Raw genomic sequence first — 18755 nt, forward strand, 5'->3', positions numbered from 1 at the left:
TCTCATCTAGAATAGCATATTCACATCCGTTGTTAAGATTGATTGCTCAGTGTTCCGCGCTACGGTTGATCTGCAATATAAAGCACGTAATCTATGCTTCTGATTACGTGCTTCCCATTTGATATTAACTCGATGTTGGACTTGAAGCATACTTGGCATATCTGGAATCCAGCATGTTCGCAAGCACTCTCGTCTCTAGCCCGAATGCCTTCATGACCAGGAGGTGGATTTTAGCCTGCGTCAGTGTATAGACATACCACGGTAGTGTGGGTTCGTATTCGTGGATGGCGATAAGCACTTCATTGGAATCCAGGATTCGCCTGAATTCAAGACGGGCTCGACCATCCTGGCGCTCCTGTGAAAACTTGCCGCCTTTAATATAATAAAGGATACGGTCTTCATAGGAACGTTCTTTGGAACGTTCAAGAATAAGAATTGGTGATTTGAATAACGGCAAGGTAATCGATGTTTCAGCATCTCTCACACGGGTCGTGATGAATTTACCACCGATTCTTGACAACCAATTGATGTAATAGTCAGCGGCATCATCAACCGACCATTTGGCAGGAATTCGAATACGCTGTACGGATTTCACATCATTTTTTTCCAGATCCTGCTTTTTTATCACCTCAGGTTTTGACATCCCCGCTGTGTCCATTTCGCTATCAAGCGCAATACGTACACTTTCCTTAAATGTCGTTGGTGCATCTGAGATGCCTTCTACGCGATTGGCATCGTGCATCACCATGCTGTGCGTTAGACTCTCCAGTAGAGGATAGACCATTTCTTTAGGTTTCTGGGCAATCAGCCTCACCCAGAGTTTTGACAATGTTATGGGAACGATCGGCACATCAACCATCGGCAGTTTTTTCCCCATGACTTCAGCCGTTTCTTCAAATAGCTGTTTATAGGTCTTCTCTTCAGGTCCGCCTATATCGATGGATTCATTATTTTCCGGTTCCCGCTTAACGATTTTACCCAACCCTTTAATGACATCCTGCAATGCAACAGGGTGCGTACGATTGTAGGCCCAAGAAGGCAACACCAACCCTGGCAGTCGTTTCACAAGATTATGCAGAATTGGGAATGATGATCCTTTTGGGCCTACGATAAGTCCTGCTCTTAACGTTGTTACAGGTATTCCATAAGCTCCCAGAATCTCTTCACACTCTAAACGGCTAGAGAGGTGATCAGATAAATGAGCATCATCTGGAATGATCCCGCTCAGATAAATGATTCTCTTGACGCTCTTCTGTTTGGCAGCCCATGCAAAATTATCAGCTAGAATTGCATCCATGTCCTTAAACTTCCCTTGAGACAATTTGGAGGAAGGTTGCATGGAATGGACGAGGTATATCGCAATGTCTATATCTTCCATCACTTTTTCAATATCAATCTGTGAATAAAGATCTGCTTCCTTCCAGGTTACGTTTTCTTCATTCTGTTTATTCGATATGTTTCTCGACACTGCGACTATTTCGTTATCCTCTTTAAGACTTTCTAAAAGGTTGCCCCCTATATATCCTGAAGCACCGGTCAATAATATCTTCATTAAAACACCTCTTCCGCAATTATTTTCTGTATTTTTACCCATACCCTTTTTTTCGGAATATAGTCTTTTAAAAAGTACGTAGGTTATATGACAATATTCAAAAGTTTGTCTATTCTAAATTTGACAATTTTATAGAATTTATAGATAATATTAAAGGCAAGCGTTTTCAAATGGTGGGTGCATTTGAGAAGTTTGTCATATTACACAATTGAAGTGTTGAAATACTTCGTTAATTAGCTTTATAATTAGAATAATAAAAAAGGAGTGAATTGTATGAAAAGTTTTAAGGCTTTATTGCTTTTCCTGACTTTGACACTCGTCCTTGCCGCATGTAACTTTGGTGGAGACGACAGCGGAAATGGCGGCGGCGAAGATGGCAGTTCCAGCAGTGAAGGATCAGATGGTAAAACCATCAATCTTTCAATCGCTTCTGACCCACCTTCTTTCCACCCAGCACTCGCGACTGACACGACTTCCGGTGCCATCATGGCAAGTGTTTTCGAAGGCTTGACACGCCTTGATCCTGAAGGTAACCCTGAGCCCGCAATGGCTGAGAACATCGATGTCAGTGAAGACGAAAAAACGTACACTTATACTTTAAGGGATGCCCAATGGTCCAATGGCGACCCTGTCACGGCAGAGGACTTTGAATATGCCTGGAAATGGGCGCTTGACCCTGAAAATGCTTCAGACTATGCATACCAACTGTACTACATAGAAGGTGCTGAAGCGTATAACTCAGGCGAAGGCTCAGCAGATGATGTAGCAGTTAAAGCAGTTGATGAAAAGACGCTTGAAGTGAAACTTGTCAATCCAACACCTTACTTTGACGAATTGACGGCTTTCTACACCTACTACCCTATCAACTCTAAAGTAGCAGAAGAAAATCCAGATTGGCACACAGATCCAAATGGTGAGAACTATATTGGAAACGGACCATTCAACTTGGAGAGCTTCACAAGTTCAGATGAAATCGTCCTTCAAAAGAACGAAGATTACTGGGATTCTGAAAATGTAGCACTGCAGACAGTCAATATCGACATGGTGGAAAGCGAATCCACTGCCCTTAAAATGTATGAAGGCGGAGACCTTGACTATCTTGGTTCACCATTCAACTCGATTGATTTGAACGCTCTAGATAAGTTCAAGGACAATGGTACGTTGAACGTCAGCGACCAAGCCGGTACTTATATGTATGTATTCAATACACAAGACGAAATCATGCAGAACAAAAATATCCGTGAGGCGCTCACAATCGCAATCGATCGCGAAGGACTCATCAACAACGTCACTAAAGGTGAGCAGGAACCAGCAACAGGTCTCGTACCTCTGACGATGGAAGGCTTTGAAGAACCTGAAGAATACTTCGAACCAGGCAACATGGACGATGCGAAAGCAGCCCTTGATGCTGGACTCGAAGAACTCGGTATGGAAGATCCTTCCGAACTCAGCATTGCACTCTCATACAACACAAGTGAAGCACACGCTGCGATTGCACAGTTCGTCCAACAAGGTTGGAAGGAGAATTTGGGCATCGACGTTACACTCGATAACTCAGAATGGCAAGTCTACCTTGAAGCACTTGACGCCGGCGAACACCAAGTTGGCCGTTACGGCTGGCTCGCTGACTTCAACGACCCTGTCAACTTCCTTGAAATCTTCAAAACAGAAGAAGGCAATAACAATACAGGCTGGACCGATGAAGAATACATCAGCCTCCTAGACCAGGCATCACAAGAAACGGACGAAGCAGCCCGTACAGAAATGCTACAGGAAGCCGAAAGTGTCTTCATGGAAGACTTCCCGATTGCACCAATATATTTCTACACGAACCTCTCAGTGCATGAGGACAAAGTTAAGAACATGACACCAGATCCACTTGGTAACGTACAATTGAAATACGTAGACATCGAAGAATAGACTTCATAAGATAAGAATTACACTGTCAGGTGAGTATATTTATACTCACCTGTCATTTTTGAGGAAGGAGCGCTAAAGATGGTCAAATATATTGGTCAGCGCCTTATATACATCATCATTGCTTTATTTATCATTATCACAGCAACATTCTTCTTGATGCGCTTGGCTCCAGGAAACCCCTTTGCTTCAGAAAGGACAGTGCCCCCAGCCATCCAGGAAAGTCTAAATGAAAAATATGGGCTCGATGATCCATGGTATGTTCAGTACGGAGAATATTTAGTGAATACAGTTCAAGGCGATTTTGGTACCTCAATGAAATATCGATATCGCGAAACGAACGATATGATAGCAGAAGGATTCCCAATTTCAATGACACTTGGTCTTGAAGCCATGTTCATTGCAGTAGGCATGGGAGTACTGATTGGTACGATTGCTGCATTATTCCACAATAAGTGGCCCGACTATTTGATGAGTGTCATCGCCGTCATCGGTATATCGGTACCATCCTTTGTTATGGCCTCGATACTTCAGTATTACCTTGCCCTAAAAGCCGGATGGTTCCCAATCGCAGGTTGGGAAGGGTTCATCTACAGTATATTGCCGGCCGTGGCTTTAGCTTCCACGCCTATGGCATTTATAGCCAAACTGACGCGTTCCAGTATGCTGGAAGAAACGAATAGTGAATATGTCAAAATGGCCAAAGCAAAAGGCATATCAAAATGGGTGGTCGTTTTCAAACACGCCCTAAGAAATGCATTATTGCCTGTCGTTACATATTTGGCTCCTCTCACAGCAGGAATCATTACCGGCAGTTTCGTCATTGAAGAAATTTTCGCAATCCCTGGTATGGGTAAATATTTTGTCACAAGTATCACAAACCGTGATTATACAGTAATAATGGGTACCACAGTCTTCTACTCCATCATCCTACTTCTTGCTGTATTACTAGTCGATATCCTTTACAGCTTTATCGACCCGCGCATCAAACTGAGAGGAGGAAAATCAGGTGGCAAATAAAGATATTCCGAAACTCAACGATTCAGATTTTGAAGTCGTCGGTACGCGTTCCGACGAAACAGAAATACTTGCCAAGAAGTCCATTTCCTTCTGGGGGGAAGTATCCAGAAGATTCCTCAGAAATAAACTGGCGCTAGTAGGATTTGTCACACTTTTCCTCATCATTCTTGGTGCCATATTTGCACCCATGATTTCAGAGTTCTCCTATAGACAACAGAATGGAGATTACAACGTCTCTCCAAATGGGACATATTGGTTTGGAACTGACGATCTTGGTCGAGATATATTCACCCGGGTGTGGATAGGGGCACGAATCTCAATATTCATCGGTTTCGCAGCCGCTATCATCGACCTTATAATCGGTGTGGCCTGGGGCGCAATCGCCGGATTAAAAGGCGGACGGACTGATGAAATAATGATGCGTATTGCTGATATATTGACAGCAATTCCGTATCTTCTCGTGGTCATCATACTCCTTGTGGTCATGCAACCCGGACTATTTCCTATGATCATTGCCTTATCACTGACAGGTTGGGTGAATATGGCTCGTATTACACGCTCGGAAATACTTAAACTCAAGAATCAGGAGTATGTGCTTGCAGCCAGGACACTTGGGGCAAAAAATCTTCATCTTATCAGAAAGCACCTGCTCCCTAACGCACTTGGCGCCATACTCGTCACAATGACACTTACAATACCGAATGCGATTTTCACTGAAGCATTCCTCAGTTATTTGGGGCTTGGTGTACCTGCACCGCTTGCCAGTTGGGGTACCATGGCCAACGATGGCTATCCGGCATTGGCTAACGCACCTTGGAGACTATTTTTCCCAGCGTTATTCATCAGTTTGACAATCTTTGCATTTAATTCGATTGGTGACGGACTGAGAGACGCTTTGGATCCTAAGTTAAGGAAGTGATATTGATGAATGAACCAGTTCTCCAAATGAAAGACCTGCATGTAGATTTTTCAACTTATGCAGGTACTGTAAATGCAGTAAGAGGCGTAAGCTTCGATGTATATAAAGGGGAGACGCTAGCGATTGTCGGTGAGTCCGGATCGGGTAAAAGTGTCACAAACCAAGCTATAATGAAGCTGCTCCCACAACCCCCGGCCATCTACTCCAGCGGTGAAATACTTTTTGATGGTAAGAATCTGCTGGACCTTTCTGAGAAACAGATGGAAAAAGTAAGAGGGAAAGACATAAGCATGATTTTCCAGGATCCCATGACTTCTTTGAACCCGACTATGAAGATAGGTAAACAGATTACAGAAGTGATGCTGAAACACCAGAAAATTTCTAAGAACGACGCTAAAAAACGTGCACTTGAATTGATGAAGATGGTAGGCATTCCAATGCCGGAGAGACGCCTCAATCAGTATCCACATGAATTCTCGGGTGGGATGAGGCAGCGTGTCGTCATTGCGATTGCACTTGCAGCCGACCCAAAGCTATTGATCGCCGATGAGCCTACAACTGCCCTTGACGTAACCATCCAGGCTCAAATACTCGATGTGATGAAAGAAATACAAAAATCTTCACAGACCTCAATCATTTTCATCACCCACGACCTTGGAGTTGTGGCCAATGTTGCTGACCGGGTAGCTGTAATGTATGCTGGCGAAATCGTTGAGGTCGGTACGGTCGAAGATATCTTCTATAATCCTCAGCACCCTTATACATGGGGCCTGTTAGGGTCCATGCCGGACTTGAACGAAGATAGGGATCAAAGATTACGCACAATAGAAGGTTCACCGCCAGATTTGACCGACCCTCCAAAGGGAGATGCCTTCGCACCGAGGAACCCGTACGCCATGAAAATTGACTATGAACAAAATCCGCCTATGTTCAAAGTAAACGATCAGCATTTCGCTAAAACGTGGCGGCTGCATCCTGATGCACCAAAAACAGAGATACCAGACATCATTAAAAACAGATACCTTCAGTATACAGGGGGTGACAACTGATGGCGGCACCTATACTTGAAGTAAAGAACTTAAAGAAATACTTTGGCGCAAAAAATAATCCGCTCAAAGCTGTAAATGATATCACTTTCCATGTGATGCCGGGTGAGACTCTTGGCCTCGTTGGGGAATCTGGCTGTGGTAAATCAACTACAGGCAGAACAATCATCAAACTCTATGAGAAGACCGGTGGCGAAGTCATATTCAATGGCAAGCATACAGATCAGTTGTCCACTAAAGAACAAAAGAAATTCAACCAGGAACTCCAGATGATATTCCAGGATCCATATGCATCCCTCAATCCGAGAATGACTGTCTTTGAGATTCTTGCTGAAGGGTACGATATACACGGCATGTACAAAGACAAAAAAGAGCGTCGTATAAAGATATATGAACTGCTCGAATCTGTAGGATTGAACCGCGAGCATGCCAATAGGTATCCACACGAGTTCTCAGGTGGTCAACGTCAGAGAATCGGAATTGCACGTGCACTCAGCTTCGATCCGAAATTGATAATAGCTGATGAACCAATTTCCGCACTAGATGTGTCCATCCAAGCCCAAGTCGTCAATATGATGAGGGAGATCCAGGAAGAACGGGGGCTTGCTTATCTGTTCATCGCCCATGATCTATCAATGGTCAAGTATATATCAGACCGTATCGCTGTAATGTATATGGGCCAGCTCCTTGAAGTCGGGAAAGCGTCGGACCTTTATAACAATCCGATTCACCCTTATACAAAATCATTGCTTTCGGCAGTCCCACAACCCGATCCGCGTACCGAGAAGAAGCGTAAGAGGATCGACTATGATGCCAGTCAGCATGATTATAGTGAGGATGAAGAAGTGACACTCAGGGACTTCGGCAACGGACATTATGTGTTCTGCTCAAAAAAAGAGTTCGATAACTGGAGCTGAAGAAACAGCTTTAGTTACAACAGAGATTTTGAAGGCTGTTCGTTTCCTTTCCGAATGAATAGTGAAAATCAGTAACGCCAGGCCCATGCTTAAATTTAAGCATGGGCCTGGCGTTTTTATATATTCCTGACATGAAGTCAGACGGTTATGACAAAGGTTTGCTTTCCTTACAAAGGTTTGCTTTCCTTACTTATGTTCATCTAAAAATTTCAGTATCTGGTCATTGACGAAATCAGGGTACTCTTGATGGACCCAATGCGTAGCACCATTCACCCATACCACTCTTTGAGTCCGGGTATACTTAAGGCTCTCCTCTGCTAGCCGTTGCGAAAGAAATTGATCTGAACTGCCCCAGATGATTTTTACAGGCACCTCCACTTTGGATTTCTTGTCGATGCTTTTTATACTATGGGAGATCGCCCGATACCAGTTCAACATACTTTTCAACGCATTATCCTTAGACCAGGCAATATTATACGCACCGAGCTCCTTATCGGAAAATGTACCTTTTCTACTCGTGACCTTCAATGCTTGTTCCATGCTACTGTAGTCTTTAAAACTCATGATGGCTTCGGGAAGACGTGGAACCTGGAAAAAAAGCATATAGGCGCTCTTCAGGATTTGGGTGGGCTTAGTCATTATGACTTCTGGAAATACACCTGGATGGGGCATATTGATCGCAGTAAAACACCTTACTCTTTCGGGATTGACACTCGCGAGGTGCCACCCCACTGCACCACCCCAGTCATGGCCAACAATCGCCGCTTTATCTCGATTGAAATAATCGATGAGCCCGATTACATCTTCTTTGAGTATCTCTATGGCGTATGATTCCACGCCTGCAGGCTTATCACTTTTGTTATATCCGCGCTGGTCAGGAGCGACCACCCGATACCCTGCCTCGGCCAATACACGTATCTGTCTCCTCCAGCTGTACCAGAACTCAGGGAAGCCATGGAGTAATATTACCAGTCTACCTTCTTCGGGACCCGCAACAGCGACATGCAGGTCAACACCATTTGTGTGTATATATTCGAAATCAATATCCATCCCGAACCCCCTTACTTTACCACCAGCTATTCCGGCTGATCAATTGGACAGTGCGATTTTGATGTGGGCAAGATGGTGTTCTTCATGCCAGGCAAGTTTTGCCATCTTTGTGGCAACCGTTATTTCACCATTCGTATCATGCACAAAATAACGGTCCAATTGAGCTTCAGTGAGACTATGTCCAATCGAAGCAATACGCGCATTCATACCTTCCAGCATTTTGATTGAACTTTCCACTGGAAGATCCATATCAGGCAGGGCTATCCATTCCTCTTGAAGAAATTCTGGTACTTTAGGCGCGTCATCCGTTAAGGCGAGTTTCAGACGCTGGTACATATTCAACTGGGAATCTGCTATATGGTGGACCAATTGGCGCACATTCCATGCACCTTCTCTATACGTCTTTCCAAGTTGCTCCTCCGTCAGCCCATCCACTTGTTCCCTCAGACGTTTGGTGTACGTTTCAATTTGGGCAACCCACTCTTCAACATCCGCTTTGCCAACCTTATCTGGTACACTCAATTCACCGATTGGAAATTTAACATCCATTTATATACATCCCTCCTTATTCTATCAGTTTTGCTATTACTATAAATCTTTTAAGTTAGTATAGTCATCTACTCCATGGCCAGCTGTTCAATCTTTTGAAGAAAAAGCTCCGAAAATGCCTTACGGTCCTCTTTGGATAAAGGTTTAGGACCTTTCGTTCGGCCACCTCCTTTTCGTATCATAGCACCCATATAACGGGTCTCAAGAAGATAACCGATATTATCACTGGTGTACGTAAACCCTTTGTGATGAAGAACTGTACAGCCTTTAGGCAGCAATAATGAGGCTAAGCCATAATCCTGGGTAACAACTATATCTTCACTCTCAGCCAATTTTACAATGCGGAAATCCGCTGCATCTGGTCCCGCTTCGACATAGATGCTCTCAACATGGGCAGGAAGATCTTTTGATGAATAATGGGATAAGCTGGATACCAGTACGACCGGTAAAGATTTGCGGGCGGTCACATCAATCACGATGTCTTTTACGGGACATGCGTCCGCATCAACGAGTACTTTCATGGCGTCACTCTCCTTGGCTCCATTATATCAGAGCGCGTATGCCCAACATGTCTTCCTGCGCCGTCTTCTTCATCGTAATCATCATCCATACTTCTTTTGATGTTCTTTCTTAAGTGCAAGATATTCTTCATCTTCCCTGACCTTTATCCATTTCTTCTCAAAAATTTCAGCCGCTTCTGCCTTTTGTGAATCAATCTCCCTCTCTTTTACATGGCCCTCTTCATCGTACTTGCGTCCCCCTTTATAGTTTGCATAACGACGCGCGCGAGTATATCCCATCTGCAGAAATTTTCGTGACATATCCATTCCGACGAAATCCCCTGACTTTTTATAATCCAGATACATGGCATATATTTTTTCAGAAGAATCTTTTGCGATATCAGGCGTTTTAAAGCGCCAATGAGGCAATATCTCACTCTTATAGGGCTCGACCATCAGTACGCCCTGCTCTCCCCTGCCGACCCTATATAATTCAGGCTGTTCCCTGAAATCGATCGAGTCAAAATCCATGTCATAATCAAACGCCATACGCCTTCCTCCCTTCTATTATTACTATATCTTTTCCCCATAGGTAAAGGTTCAGACATTTTCTGGCTATAAATCAAAAGACATCCTAGTAATTGAAGATAAAATTTAATCCTCCAATTGCTTCAGATGCCTTTAATCTACATGATAGAATATGAAATTGTTTAAGGTCACATTGTCAAACTGCCTTTTCCTTCATCACATTCATAAGATTATGGCTTGAATATGATCTTGATGCTGTCGTCGTCTTTCCTGTCGAAGATATCATACGCTTTTCCTGCATCATCGAGATCCATCTTGTGGGTGATGATATCAGTCGGGTCAAATTCATTGTTTTCGATCTTCTCATAAATTTCAGGCATAAGGTGGATGACAGGAGCCTGACCCATCGTGAGCGATACGTTGCGTGTGAAGAAATCACCAAGCGGGAAAGCATTGGCTTCTGATGCATAGACACCAGTAAGCTGTACTGTACCGAACTTCCTGACAGACTGCGAAGCAGTTACTATCGGGCTGATGGTACCGAACTGGTTATCCATCTCTGAGCCGAATTCTGTATTCGGCGGTACCGTGCCGTCCATGCCGACGCAGTCGATGACTACATCCGCGCCACCTTTCGTCTCTTCATGAAGAAGTTTGCCGATCTGTTCATTATCCTTGAAGTTGAATGTTTCAACATTGTTTGTTTTCTTCGCATGCTTGAGCCTGTAGTCCACCTGGTCTACAGCTATGACACGTTCAGCGCCTTTCATCCATGCGAACTTCTGCGCCATAAGTCCAATTGGACCTGAGCCCAATATAATGACAGTGTCGCCTTTCTTCATGCCGCTATGTTCCACGCTCCAATAGGCTGTCGGCAGCACGTCAGAGAGCAGCATGACCTGCTCATCTTTCAACTCACTGGATTCAGGCACTTTGAATGAAGTAAAGTCGGCGTATGGCACGCGTAGGTATTCCGCTTGGCCGCCTGGATGATTACCATTGGGCTCCGCGAACCCAAACAACCCGCCTACTTCTCCATGAGGATTGGATTCATCACATTGACTTTCCATCTGGTTCTTGCAGAAGAAGCACTCTCCGCAACCGATATTGAATGGAATGACCACACGGTCGCCTTTTTTCAGATGCTTGACTTCAGAACCCACTTCTTCCACGATACCCATCGGTTCATGTCCAATGACATAATCTTCTTCTGGGACTATTCCACCATGGTATAGATGAAGATCTGATCCGCATATTCCACTTGCAGTGATACGGACGATCATATCTTTGTTGTCTTGTATATCCGGTGTCGCCACGTCTTTTGTAACCATTGATTTCTTACCTTGGAATGTTACCGCCTTCATTGTATCCCTTCCTTACCTTTGTTTATATAATGTATACTGTTATCATATATAGCAATAGCCTTTCCCGTTCAGCCTTAAACATATAAACAAGAAATTGGGAGTTATTTTAAATTCTCGTAACAAAGTAAACAGAAAAACCCCTTCAACCTTAAATGGTTGAAGGGGTTGTAAAATAATATTAACGTTTTGAGAAATATACAGATAAATTCTAAGGGTGTTGAATGCATCGCAATCCATTTATATCAATGTTTTGGAAATTGTTATATGGATAAAAATGTATGAAAATGGATTAAAAATGATATCACTTGAACCAATTTGAACCAACATGATAGATGTTAGTTGAATACATTTTGTTAATATATAATCTACTGTTATATAAAAGTTTGTGGATTTAAATAAATCATATATTAATTATTAAAAATTCATAATTTTAGACCCCTAGACACAATAGTATATAGCAAAGCCATCCTGTTTTTTTACATTAAGTTTTATCTATTTAATAATCAGGATCTTTTTGATAGTGTGAGTTTTCCATGATTTTTGTTATTGGTTGGATCATTAAAATAATGCCCTTCCATTGAATCTTCATTTATTTCTAAACTCGCATAACCTCGGTGGTTGCTAGTACCTATTTCATAATATTGAGGGTCTTTATCATTATAATAAGAATAAAGTAACTTAATTCCTCCACCTTCATTAATTTTTAATGATGCTGTATTACTCGATGACTTAGAATGATTAAATTTTCCTCTAATACAAATCTTTGACCATGTTTGTTCGATAATCAGAATAACCGGAAAACTCTCGTCAAAATTATGAAAAGAAGATCGAAATTCTCCTTTCCATTTACCATTCAAATCGGGAACTTTTACTATTCCGATTGTTTTAAGAAACTTCCATTTCCAAATAAATTTATTGAATAAAGAATGTAAAATACCAAAAATACCTATTGCAGTAATCGACACAGTAAACTCTATGAAAGGAATTTTTTCTATTAATACATTTAAGAGGGTAGCGATTATACCTGAAAATAAAATTGATAATGCTGACAAGTAAAAAAGAATTTTGTTATGTTCTACATCAATACTGTATTCATGCATACTTACCACTCGTTCCAAAGATTAATAGTTTGTGTGAGAAATGTATATGCGTCCTCTTCATTCCATTGTTCTTGACTCTCCCCAAACAACTTAATTTGTTCATTTTGACATATAAATTGTGAAAATGAACCATTGTTATCTTGTAACCATTTAGTAACATCGTAAACTCTTGTGGAAACGTTAATGTTATCAAAACATTTATCTGGTACATTATAAAGTAAATTCTCTATAAAATACGAAGGGGCTTGCTCTTTGTTGATCATATCTTTTTCGATCAACTTTCTTTTAATGTTTTTAAATATTCTTACCACAGGTTTATACTTCTTATTAACTCGTTGATTTTTAGCAGCACCTTTTGAATAGTGTTCTTTTGGATAATTAACTACGTCACGATTTTCATTAGTGGTATAGAATTTTATTCCAGGAATATATTCTCTATCTTCTTCATTTTCACCAAATGAAGTATATTTACGATACTCAAAACAAGGAACTACATCAGCTTCATAACTTCCGTTGTCTATTTTTATAGATTTGTTACCAACTTCTACATTATACGAACCAAAAGCATTTTCAAGTGTCTCTATCAATTCGTTTTTAAAATCCTGCCAAGTGTAAGTAGCATTACTGAATGTACGTTTATAAATAGTCGTCTCATATGCATCTAAATCGGAAATATCGCTAAAAAAAGTAGCATTATGTTGAACAACGACATCAACATCACTATTCCCATATATATTTGTATTATTTCTATATGAGCCTTGAAGATAAATATCAAGCTGATTCTTTCTTGTAATTCTCGAATCAGATTCAGTAAGTTTTTTTTCTATTTTTTCTCTTAAAGATTTCGGTGTTTGCGTGGCTCCTTGGTTTGACCAAGATTCTAGTGTTGATATAGGTATAACCATTATTAACCCCCCTTATTTTTTTACAATTCAATAAGATAAGTATAACATAGCCTTACTATACTATTAATTAGAAAAATTCAGTTTAAGGATTATCTATTACTTCTATACATTCTATTGTTCTTATTAAAGAAAACCAGGACCGGCTGGGTCCTGGGTAGAATCGAGAATAGTAGAATCAACTAGAGCGAGCAAAAAATTTTGGAAGTCACTATGATTGCACTATGCTGGTATTTTTGTAATATATTACTATGTTATTTAAAATTCTTGGTATTACTTAAATATATTATTGGCTAATCCATTGGTTTTACATTGTCTTCAATAAATCTTATTTCTTCTTTGATTAAAGAATACTTTTCATAGAGTTGTTGATCAATTTCAGAAATAGATTTTGACCAATCAATTTTCGATGTAGACGTAAAGTCCTCAATTGGAATGTTTTTCCAGACTTCTTTTGTTTGATTGTGTTGAGTTATTTTCATAGAACCAAGCAACGCTCGCACAAATTTTGTCTTAATATACTTTAATACATTTTCTGCTGTCGACCTTTCATCGAAAGATCCGAAAGAAATAAATGTTTGTGTATAGCCAATAAATGGTTCGCCTATAATAGGAGTAGATAAGGTTTCGCCAAATGCCCCTGTACCATTTGTTGCAGGAAGAATAACTTTATATTTTTCTAAATTAGGATGACTCTCAATATAATCTTTATTAATCCAATTAAATATGCGCAATCCATTTTTACGACCTAAAATTTGAATTTGACCATTACTTTGCTTCGTATCAAAGAAAATCTCAGGAATCTTTTCAAAAACATTAGAACCAATAGCTTTTTCCTCATTTTTTGACACTCTACCTTTTAAAGAAGGGTTATCTTCATAAATTTTAGATGTGAATTTATAACTACTTTTTCCGTAAAGAAGGTTATTAAATGAATAAAAATTCTCGTTTAATACTTTATCTAATATTGAATTTAATTCTTCTATATGAGTAAAAGTGCCTATAGCACCGAAATCCTTATTTGTATCACGGTAAGTTACTGCAATTCCACCTTTTATATCAGTATTGGAAAAAACATTAGCTGAATTCTGTTCGTAGTACAAAACTTTCAAATGTTTATCATTTAACATTTTTTCATTCCATTTTTTTGGAGTTTGGCCTGCATTAAATAAAAATCTAGCAGGGGTTACAAAACAGACTTTGCTTGCTATTTTATAGGATTCTTCCATAAATTTATTATAAATTGGTTCATCTCTTGCTACCTCTCCAACGCCTTCATTCTGGTAAGGAGGATTTCCTATTATAACATCGAACTTCAAATCACCATCTCCAAATATTTTATCAACACTTGATGCTAATGTTTCTTGTCTTGCTAATTCCATTGTATTTTCTAAAATCAAGTTTTGATTTGATACATAATCTACCCCATTAAATATGAAATTCTTAACTATATTGTAAATTATATTGTTAGGTGCACACACGTATATTTGATTTTCCATAATCCATCTAATACGTTCTTGCTGGTTAGGGATCTGTTCTTTCAATCCAATGTTTAGCTTCTTCACTATCTCTGTAATGTACAATCCACTTTTAGCATATAAATCAGCAAATTTCATTGTTTTGATAGAGAATATACCCGGATTCTCTTCCTCTAATTTATTGACCATTTTTTTAACTACTCTTTTTGGAGTGAATATTTGATTCGTTTTCTGTGGTGGAATATAATCAAAAATATCTTCTTCCAAACTATCATCAAAGTAATTTGCCAAACGTTTCTTAGTATCTAAGAACTCTTGTATACTTGCATTGAAAACTACTTCGTTGAATAAACCATGAACGACTTTTATTTCTCCTTCATCATCCTCGTATTCAAAGCCATCACGGAGCTTCTTGAATTCTTCAATTGTGATACTTGTAAGGTCTTCAAAGGTAGCTTCATCGATATGCTTTTCAAAGTTTGCTAATTCCGTATTTTCATCACCATACGCCATTAAGAACGCAGGTATTGTACGGGCAAAACCTCGTAGATGATCCCGTACATCATCTTCTGTTGTTTTCTTTTTCTTTTCTTCTACTTTTTCTATTTGCTCTTCTACAACAGTATTGATTGTATTTTCTACTTCTTTGTTAATTTCCTTAGAGAAAGTTTCTTCAATCTTTTGCTTTTCTTCTTCATATTGTTCAATTACTACTTTTAACTCTTCTTCATCTTCTCTCTCTTCTGCTTCTTGCTTCCGTTTTTCGTATTTTGCTTTTATTTCATTAACCTGGTTGCCCAAAGACAGACTTTTCTCAGTTATAACGTCCTCAATAGAATTATTTACTGAATTTTGTAATCGATCAGCTTGTACTTTGTTCAGCTTGAAAGAGTTCTTTAAGTTACTGAAACCATCAGAAAATGATGTGGTTATATCTTCTGCAAGCTTTTTAATGGATTCTTTTTGTTTTTCCTCAACCTCTTCCAAGGATGATACCACTTCATCCACCACTTCAATTGATGAATATATTTTATCTCCAAACAGTTCATTTGATTTACCCAATACAACTTCTTTTGGTATCTCTACTTCTCCCTCTTCATTTAAATGAGGATCAGTGATGGAGACATCACGCGGCTTATCCAATCTTTTATTTTTTTCAGGCGGTATTTTATCTAGAATTTCTTTAAATGGTGAATCTCCTGAAAAAATGCCTGATATATTAGCAAATAGTAAATTGCTCATGAATCCTCTTTTTACTACTTCCCTTGAGGTGATACGAGTTGGAATCGTTAAAACTTCAGAAGCGTTTATTTCATGCATTGAACCATTTTCATCTTCAGCAATGACTGGAAAGAAATTTAATAGCTTCTTAATTTTACTCTTTCTTTCCTCACTTGTCTTAGAACCTCCACTAGATAAGTTGTTAGCAAAATCATCATAGAGTCTTAATGTTCGATCTGGTGAAAAGTCAAATATATAAGCATTCTCTTTACGAAAGCGTGCTCCCTCTTTGTCGTATTCAAAAGGGTTCTGTGACCTGAACGCAGCTTGAAAATACAAACTAGGAGATTCAATATTGTTTAACATGAATACAGCTGTCCATTCTGGTATCGTTACACCAGTTGTCAGTTGTCCTACAGAAAGTGTTATTGTCTTATCATTTTGTTCAATTGCATTTCTCACTTTATCAAAGCTTTTTGTATTTTCTTTTAAATCAAGCGCCTCTGCTTCTACTCCATCATTTAGGCTCACACCATCTCCTGCTGCAAGGACGATATTATAATCTTTAAAAGTAGGATGAGCATTTAACAGCTGTTCAAGTGCTTTGGCTGCATTAACACGAGGTAAAAGCCAAAATGTATGATTTAATTCATTACGATATTGATTTTCGGAAAACGGAAATTTGCCAGAAGACAGATTGTCTAAAAAGCGAATCACGCTTTTTTCATACTCAAATCGGCCATTTTCTTTCACTCTAAAAAATTCGTTTAAATCAAATGCATAATCGACATTTTTCTCTTCTTCTATTGTTAGTCCTGCAGACACTTCATCTTCAACCATTTTACTCATTTGGTACGTAAACAAATTTAACGTAGGCAAGCTTTCATAAGGGTTGCCGCCAATTGTTGCATCCCAATTTTCATTAGCCTCTTGTTCATCTACATAGGACCAATTGAATATTTGTTCTTGAGAAAAATCACCTTTGGCTAAAGCTTTAAACGGAGTACCTGATAAATGCAGGGTAAAGTCTCTTTTTAATTGACTAAAAGCTATGTCAGTTTTTCTAGTATCTATTCCTTCGTGAGCCTCATCAATTACGAGCAGATCCCAGTTCAGGCCAGCTAGCCACTCTAATTTTTTATATACGCCTCCTGCAAACTCTGCACCTTTTAAATCCTGCAATGAAATAAAGGCAATTTGTGTAGGATTATCATGATTAGTTGTATTTATATATTCAAGATACTGATCTCTCGTCATCCCTTTTCCATTCAATGCATCTGTTTCTGACACGAACTTCATCTGTGGTTCTTGCCAAGCGATAAATTTTTGGAAATCATCATACCACGAGTTAGCGATTGCTGGTCTATTCGTTACAATTAAGACATTCGTTGCCTTAAGGTTTCTAATAAAATCATATGTTGTTAGTGTTTTCCCAAAACGTGGTTTTGCATTCCATAAAAACTCTCTGGGTCCCTGCTTACTTTGATAATATTCATATGTTTTTTCAACAGCTTGCTGCTGTTCATTTCTTAGTATATAATCCGAATGCTTATCATCAATTTGTACCTCATCGTAATCACGGTTAATAAACTTATTCGTTAACTCTTCAGCTTTCTCCAATCTTCCATTAAAATAGAACCACTCACTAGCACGATCATTAAAGTTTTTCTTTGGGATGCCATTTTGAATTAGAAATCTATGTAAATCTTTATCACGAAACCATTCCCCATCTGATTTCTGTGCTTTTTTCTCAAATAAAACTTCAGGGTTTAATCCAGCGGTGCCTACTTGCTCAAAAATCCTTGTAACTGCTTCACGTGTCGTGTCTCCTATTTTTACGTAGCCCTCATGAGTTGGAACTTCAGGTAAGGTATAACCATACACTTTATATTCAATTTCACTAAAAGGTTTAATTATTGTCTTATCCATCATTTTCCTCCATTTCTGCTTTATATACATCTACAATATTAACAGGTATATAACGCATTTCTTTTGAAATTTCATCATCAATATCTTCTTCTAATAAATCAAACATGTCCATTTGCTCAGGTTGATGTATAGATTTATTTGTTAATTTATCAAGAACCTTCCCTGATTCCTTCTCTATATTTTCATATACCTCATCCAAGGTGTATTCTGTTCTCTGTACTTTTATTATTTTGGTTGTTTTCTTCAGGTTGATTGGAACCCATTCACTGAATACCAACGGCTTCCCATCTACCGCTTCTCTAGTTAAAAAGTTCCCTTGGCAAATGTTAGATGAAATGATTTCTTTTGCACTATCTAATACATTTTTTCTTACCTTTCCATTATGATGGTTAGCTTGTTTTTGATATACTTCATAATATTCTTGAAACATATTTAAAGCGCATGTCTGTGCATTATCTTCTAGCAACTCAATACCATAAAGACTTGATAAAGCTAACAGGGAGTAGTTCTCGAATTGCCTTAAATCACTATTGTATTGTTTGGCAACCATATTGAGTTTCCTATTAAGAATAGAAACTAGGAAAACACCTTCCCCAGCAGAAGGTTCTAGAAATGTAGACAGTAAGTTTTCACATGCTTCTTTTACTCCTGGTGTATCCAACATTTGATTTACTATCCTCTTCGGTGTGAACACTTCTCCATGCTTCTGTACACGAAGCTTACATTTAATCCCTACCTCTATTTCTTCCACTTTTAACATTCC

Annotated in this window: 15 protein-coding genes; 5 read left to right on the forward strand and 10 right to left on the reverse strand. The window is 39.3% G+C overall.

The annotated features are described in order from the left end of the window. Window positions 1-124: 124 nt before the first annotated feature. A complete protein-coding gene (locus tag ACZ5LF_RS10530; RefSeq protein WP_380570182.1) occupies window positions 125-1552 on the reverse strand; it encodes an NAD-dependent epimerase/dehydratase family protein in 1428 nt (475 codons plus the stop codon). Window positions 1553-1825: 273 nt separating this feature from the next. Between ACZ5LF_RS10530 and ACZ5LF_RS10535 the strand changes: the two genes are divergently transcribed. The 5 genes from ACZ5LF_RS10535 to ACZ5LF_RS10555 all read left to right on the forward strand — a co-directional run bounded on the left by ACZ5LF_RS10535 (window position 1826) and on the right by ACZ5LF_RS10555 (window position 7371). Beyond that, window positions 1826-3472, forward strand: a complete 1647-nt coding sequence (locus ACZ5LF_RS10535) for a peptide ABC transporter substrate-binding protein (protein WP_380570181.1) — start codon at window positions 1826-1828, stop codon at window positions 3470-3472. Window positions 3473-3550: 78 nt separating this feature from the next. Next, window positions 3551-4489, forward strand: a complete 939-nt coding sequence (locus tag ACZ5LF_RS10540; RefSeq protein ID WP_380570180.1) for an ABC transporter permease — start codon at window positions 3551-3553, stop codon at window positions 4487-4489. Between the two features lie 4 nt (window positions 4490-4493). Next, window positions 4494-5408 (forward strand): ABC transporter permease, encoded by a 915-nt coding sequence (locus ACZ5LF_RS10545; RefSeq protein WP_380570219.1) that lies wholly within the window; start codon window positions 4494-4496, stop codon window positions 5406-5408. Window positions 5409-5413: 5 nt separating this feature from the next. Next, a complete protein-coding gene (locus ACZ5LF_RS10550) occupies window positions 5414-6457 on the forward strand; it encodes an ABC transporter ATP-binding protein (protein ID WP_380570179.1) in 1044 nt (347 codons plus the stop codon). Beyond that, on the forward strand, window positions 6457-7371 hold the full coding sequence (locus ACZ5LF_RS10555; RefSeq protein ID WP_380570178.1) for an ABC transporter ATP-binding protein: 915 nt from the start codon (window positions 6457-6459) through the stop codon (window positions 7369-7371). The genes ACZ5LF_RS10550 and ACZ5LF_RS10555 overlap by 1 nt, the downstream gene beginning before the upstream one ends. Window positions 7372-7557: 186 nt before the next feature. Here the strand turns inward: ACZ5LF_RS10555 and ACZ5LF_RS10560 are convergent, their stop codons facing one another. From ACZ5LF_RS10560 to ACZ5LF_RS10600, 9 genes are all read right to left on the reverse strand, one after another. Beyond that, a complete protein-coding gene (locus ACZ5LF_RS10560; RefSeq protein ID WP_380570177.1) occupies window positions 7558-8421 on the reverse strand; it encodes an alpha/beta fold hydrolase in 864 nt (287 codons plus the stop codon). A 39-nt stretch (window positions 8422-8460) separates the two neighbouring features. After that, window positions 8461-8970 carry a YfiT family bacillithiol transferase gene (locus tag ACZ5LF_RS10565; RefSeq protein WP_380570176.1) on the reverse strand — a complete coding sequence of 170 codons (510 nt, stop codon included), beginning with the start codon at window positions 8968-8970 and terminating at the stop codon, window positions 8461-8463. A gap of 68 nt (window positions 8971-9038) precedes the next feature. After that, the gene (locus tag ACZ5LF_RS10570; protein WP_380570175.1) at window positions 9039-9491 is read right to left on the reverse strand and encodes a YaiI/YqxD family protein; all 453 of its coding nucleotides are present in this window, start codon (window positions 9489-9491) and stop codon (window positions 9039-9041) included. 81 nt (window positions 9492-9572) lie between these two features. Further along, window positions 9573-10019 carry a DUF4385 domain-containing protein gene (locus ACZ5LF_RS10575; RefSeq protein ID WP_380570174.1) on the reverse strand — a complete coding sequence of 149 codons (447 nt, stop codon included), beginning with the start codon at window positions 10017-10019 and terminating at the stop codon, window positions 9573-9575. Window positions 10020-10228: 209 nt separating this feature from the next. Next, window positions 10229-11362, reverse strand: a complete 1134-nt coding sequence (locus ACZ5LF_RS10580) for an alcohol dehydrogenase catalytic domain-containing protein (RefSeq protein WP_380570173.1) — start codon at window positions 11360-11362, stop codon at window positions 10229-10231. Between the two features lie 503 nt (window positions 11363-11865). Next, complete coding sequence (locus ACZ5LF_RS10585; RefSeq protein ID WP_380570172.1) at window positions 11866-12462, reverse strand: Cap15 family cyclic dinucleotide receptor domain-containing protein; 597 nt, start codon at window positions 12460-12462, stop codon at window positions 11866-11868. A gap of 2 nt (window positions 12463-12464) precedes the next feature. Further along, entirely contained in the window at window positions 12465-13367 is a 903-nt protein-coding gene (locus tag ACZ5LF_RS10590) for a nucleotidyltransferase domain-containing protein (protein WP_380570171.1), read from the reverse strand. A 290-nt stretch (window positions 13368-13657) separates the two neighbouring features. Continuing rightward, window positions 13658-17992, reverse strand: a complete 4335-nt coding sequence (locus tag ACZ5LF_RS10595) for an Eco57I restriction-modification methylase domain-containing protein (RefSeq protein WP_380570170.1) — start codon at window positions 17990-17992, stop codon at window positions 13658-13660. Continuing rightward, complete coding sequence (locus tag ACZ5LF_RS10600) at window positions 17985-18743, reverse strand: methylase (RefSeq protein WP_464759260.1); 759 nt, start codon at window positions 18741-18743, stop codon at window positions 17985-17987. The genes ACZ5LF_RS10595 and ACZ5LF_RS10600 overlap by 8 nt, the downstream gene beginning before the upstream one ends. Window positions 18744-18755: the final 12 nt, after the last annotated feature.

It is taken from the genome of Salinicoccus siamensis (assembly GCF_055391965.1).

What these genes read in the sequence shown, in the direction of transcription:
- ACZ5LF_RS10585 (WP_380570172.1), bottom strand. Translation starts at nt 12,462, where the DNA reads ATGCATGAATACAGTATTGATGTAGAACATAACAAAATTCTTTTTTAC.
- ACZ5LF_RS10590 (WP_380570171.1), bottom strand. Translation starts at nt 13,367, where the DNA reads ATGGTTATACCTATATCAACACTAGAATCTTGGTCAAACCAAGGAGCC.
- ACZ5LF_RS10540 (WP_380570180.1), top strand. Translation starts at nt 3,551, where the DNA reads ATGGTCAAATATATTGGTCAGCGCCTTATATACATCATCATTGCTTTA.
- ACZ5LF_RS10570 (WP_380570175.1), bottom strand. Translation starts at nt 9,491, where the DNA reads ATGAAAGTACTCGTTGATGCGGACGCATGTCCCGTAAAAGACATCGTG.
- ACZ5LF_RS10555 (WP_380570178.1), top strand. Translation starts at nt 6,457, where the DNA reads ATGGCGGCACCTATACTTGAAGTAAAGAACTTAAAGAAATACTTTGGC.
- ACZ5LF_RS10530 (WP_380570182.1), bottom strand. Translation starts at nt 1,552, where the DNA reads ATGAAGATATTATTGACCGGTGCTTCAGGATATATAGGGGGCAACCTT.
- ACZ5LF_RS10575 (WP_380570174.1), bottom strand. Translation starts at nt 10,019, where the DNA reads ATGGCGTTTGATTATGACATGGATTTTGACTCGATCGATTTCAGGGAA.
- ACZ5LF_RS10595 (WP_380570170.1), bottom strand. Translation starts at nt 17,992, where the DNA reads ATGGATAAGACAATAATTAAACCTTTTAGTGAAATTGAATATAAAGTG.
- ACZ5LF_RS10550 (WP_380570179.1), top strand. Translation starts at nt 5,414, where the DNA reads ATGAATGAACCAGTTCTCCAAATGAAAGACCTGCATGTAGATTTTTCA.
- ACZ5LF_RS10580 (WP_380570173.1), bottom strand. Translation starts at nt 11,362, where the DNA reads ATGAAGGCGGTAACATTCCAAGGTAAGAAATCAATGGTTACAAAAGAC.
- ACZ5LF_RS10535 (WP_380570181.1), top strand. Translation starts at nt 1,826, where the DNA reads ATGAAAAGTTTTAAGGCTTTATTGCTTTTCCTGACTTTGACACTCGTC.
- ACZ5LF_RS10565 (WP_380570176.1), bottom strand. Translation starts at nt 8,970, where the DNA reads ATGGATGTTAAATTTCCAATCGGTGAATTGAGTGTACCAGATAAGGTT.
- ACZ5LF_RS10560 (WP_380570177.1), bottom strand. Translation starts at nt 8,421, where the DNA reads ATGGATATTGATTTCGAATATATACACACAAATGGTGTTGACCTGCAT.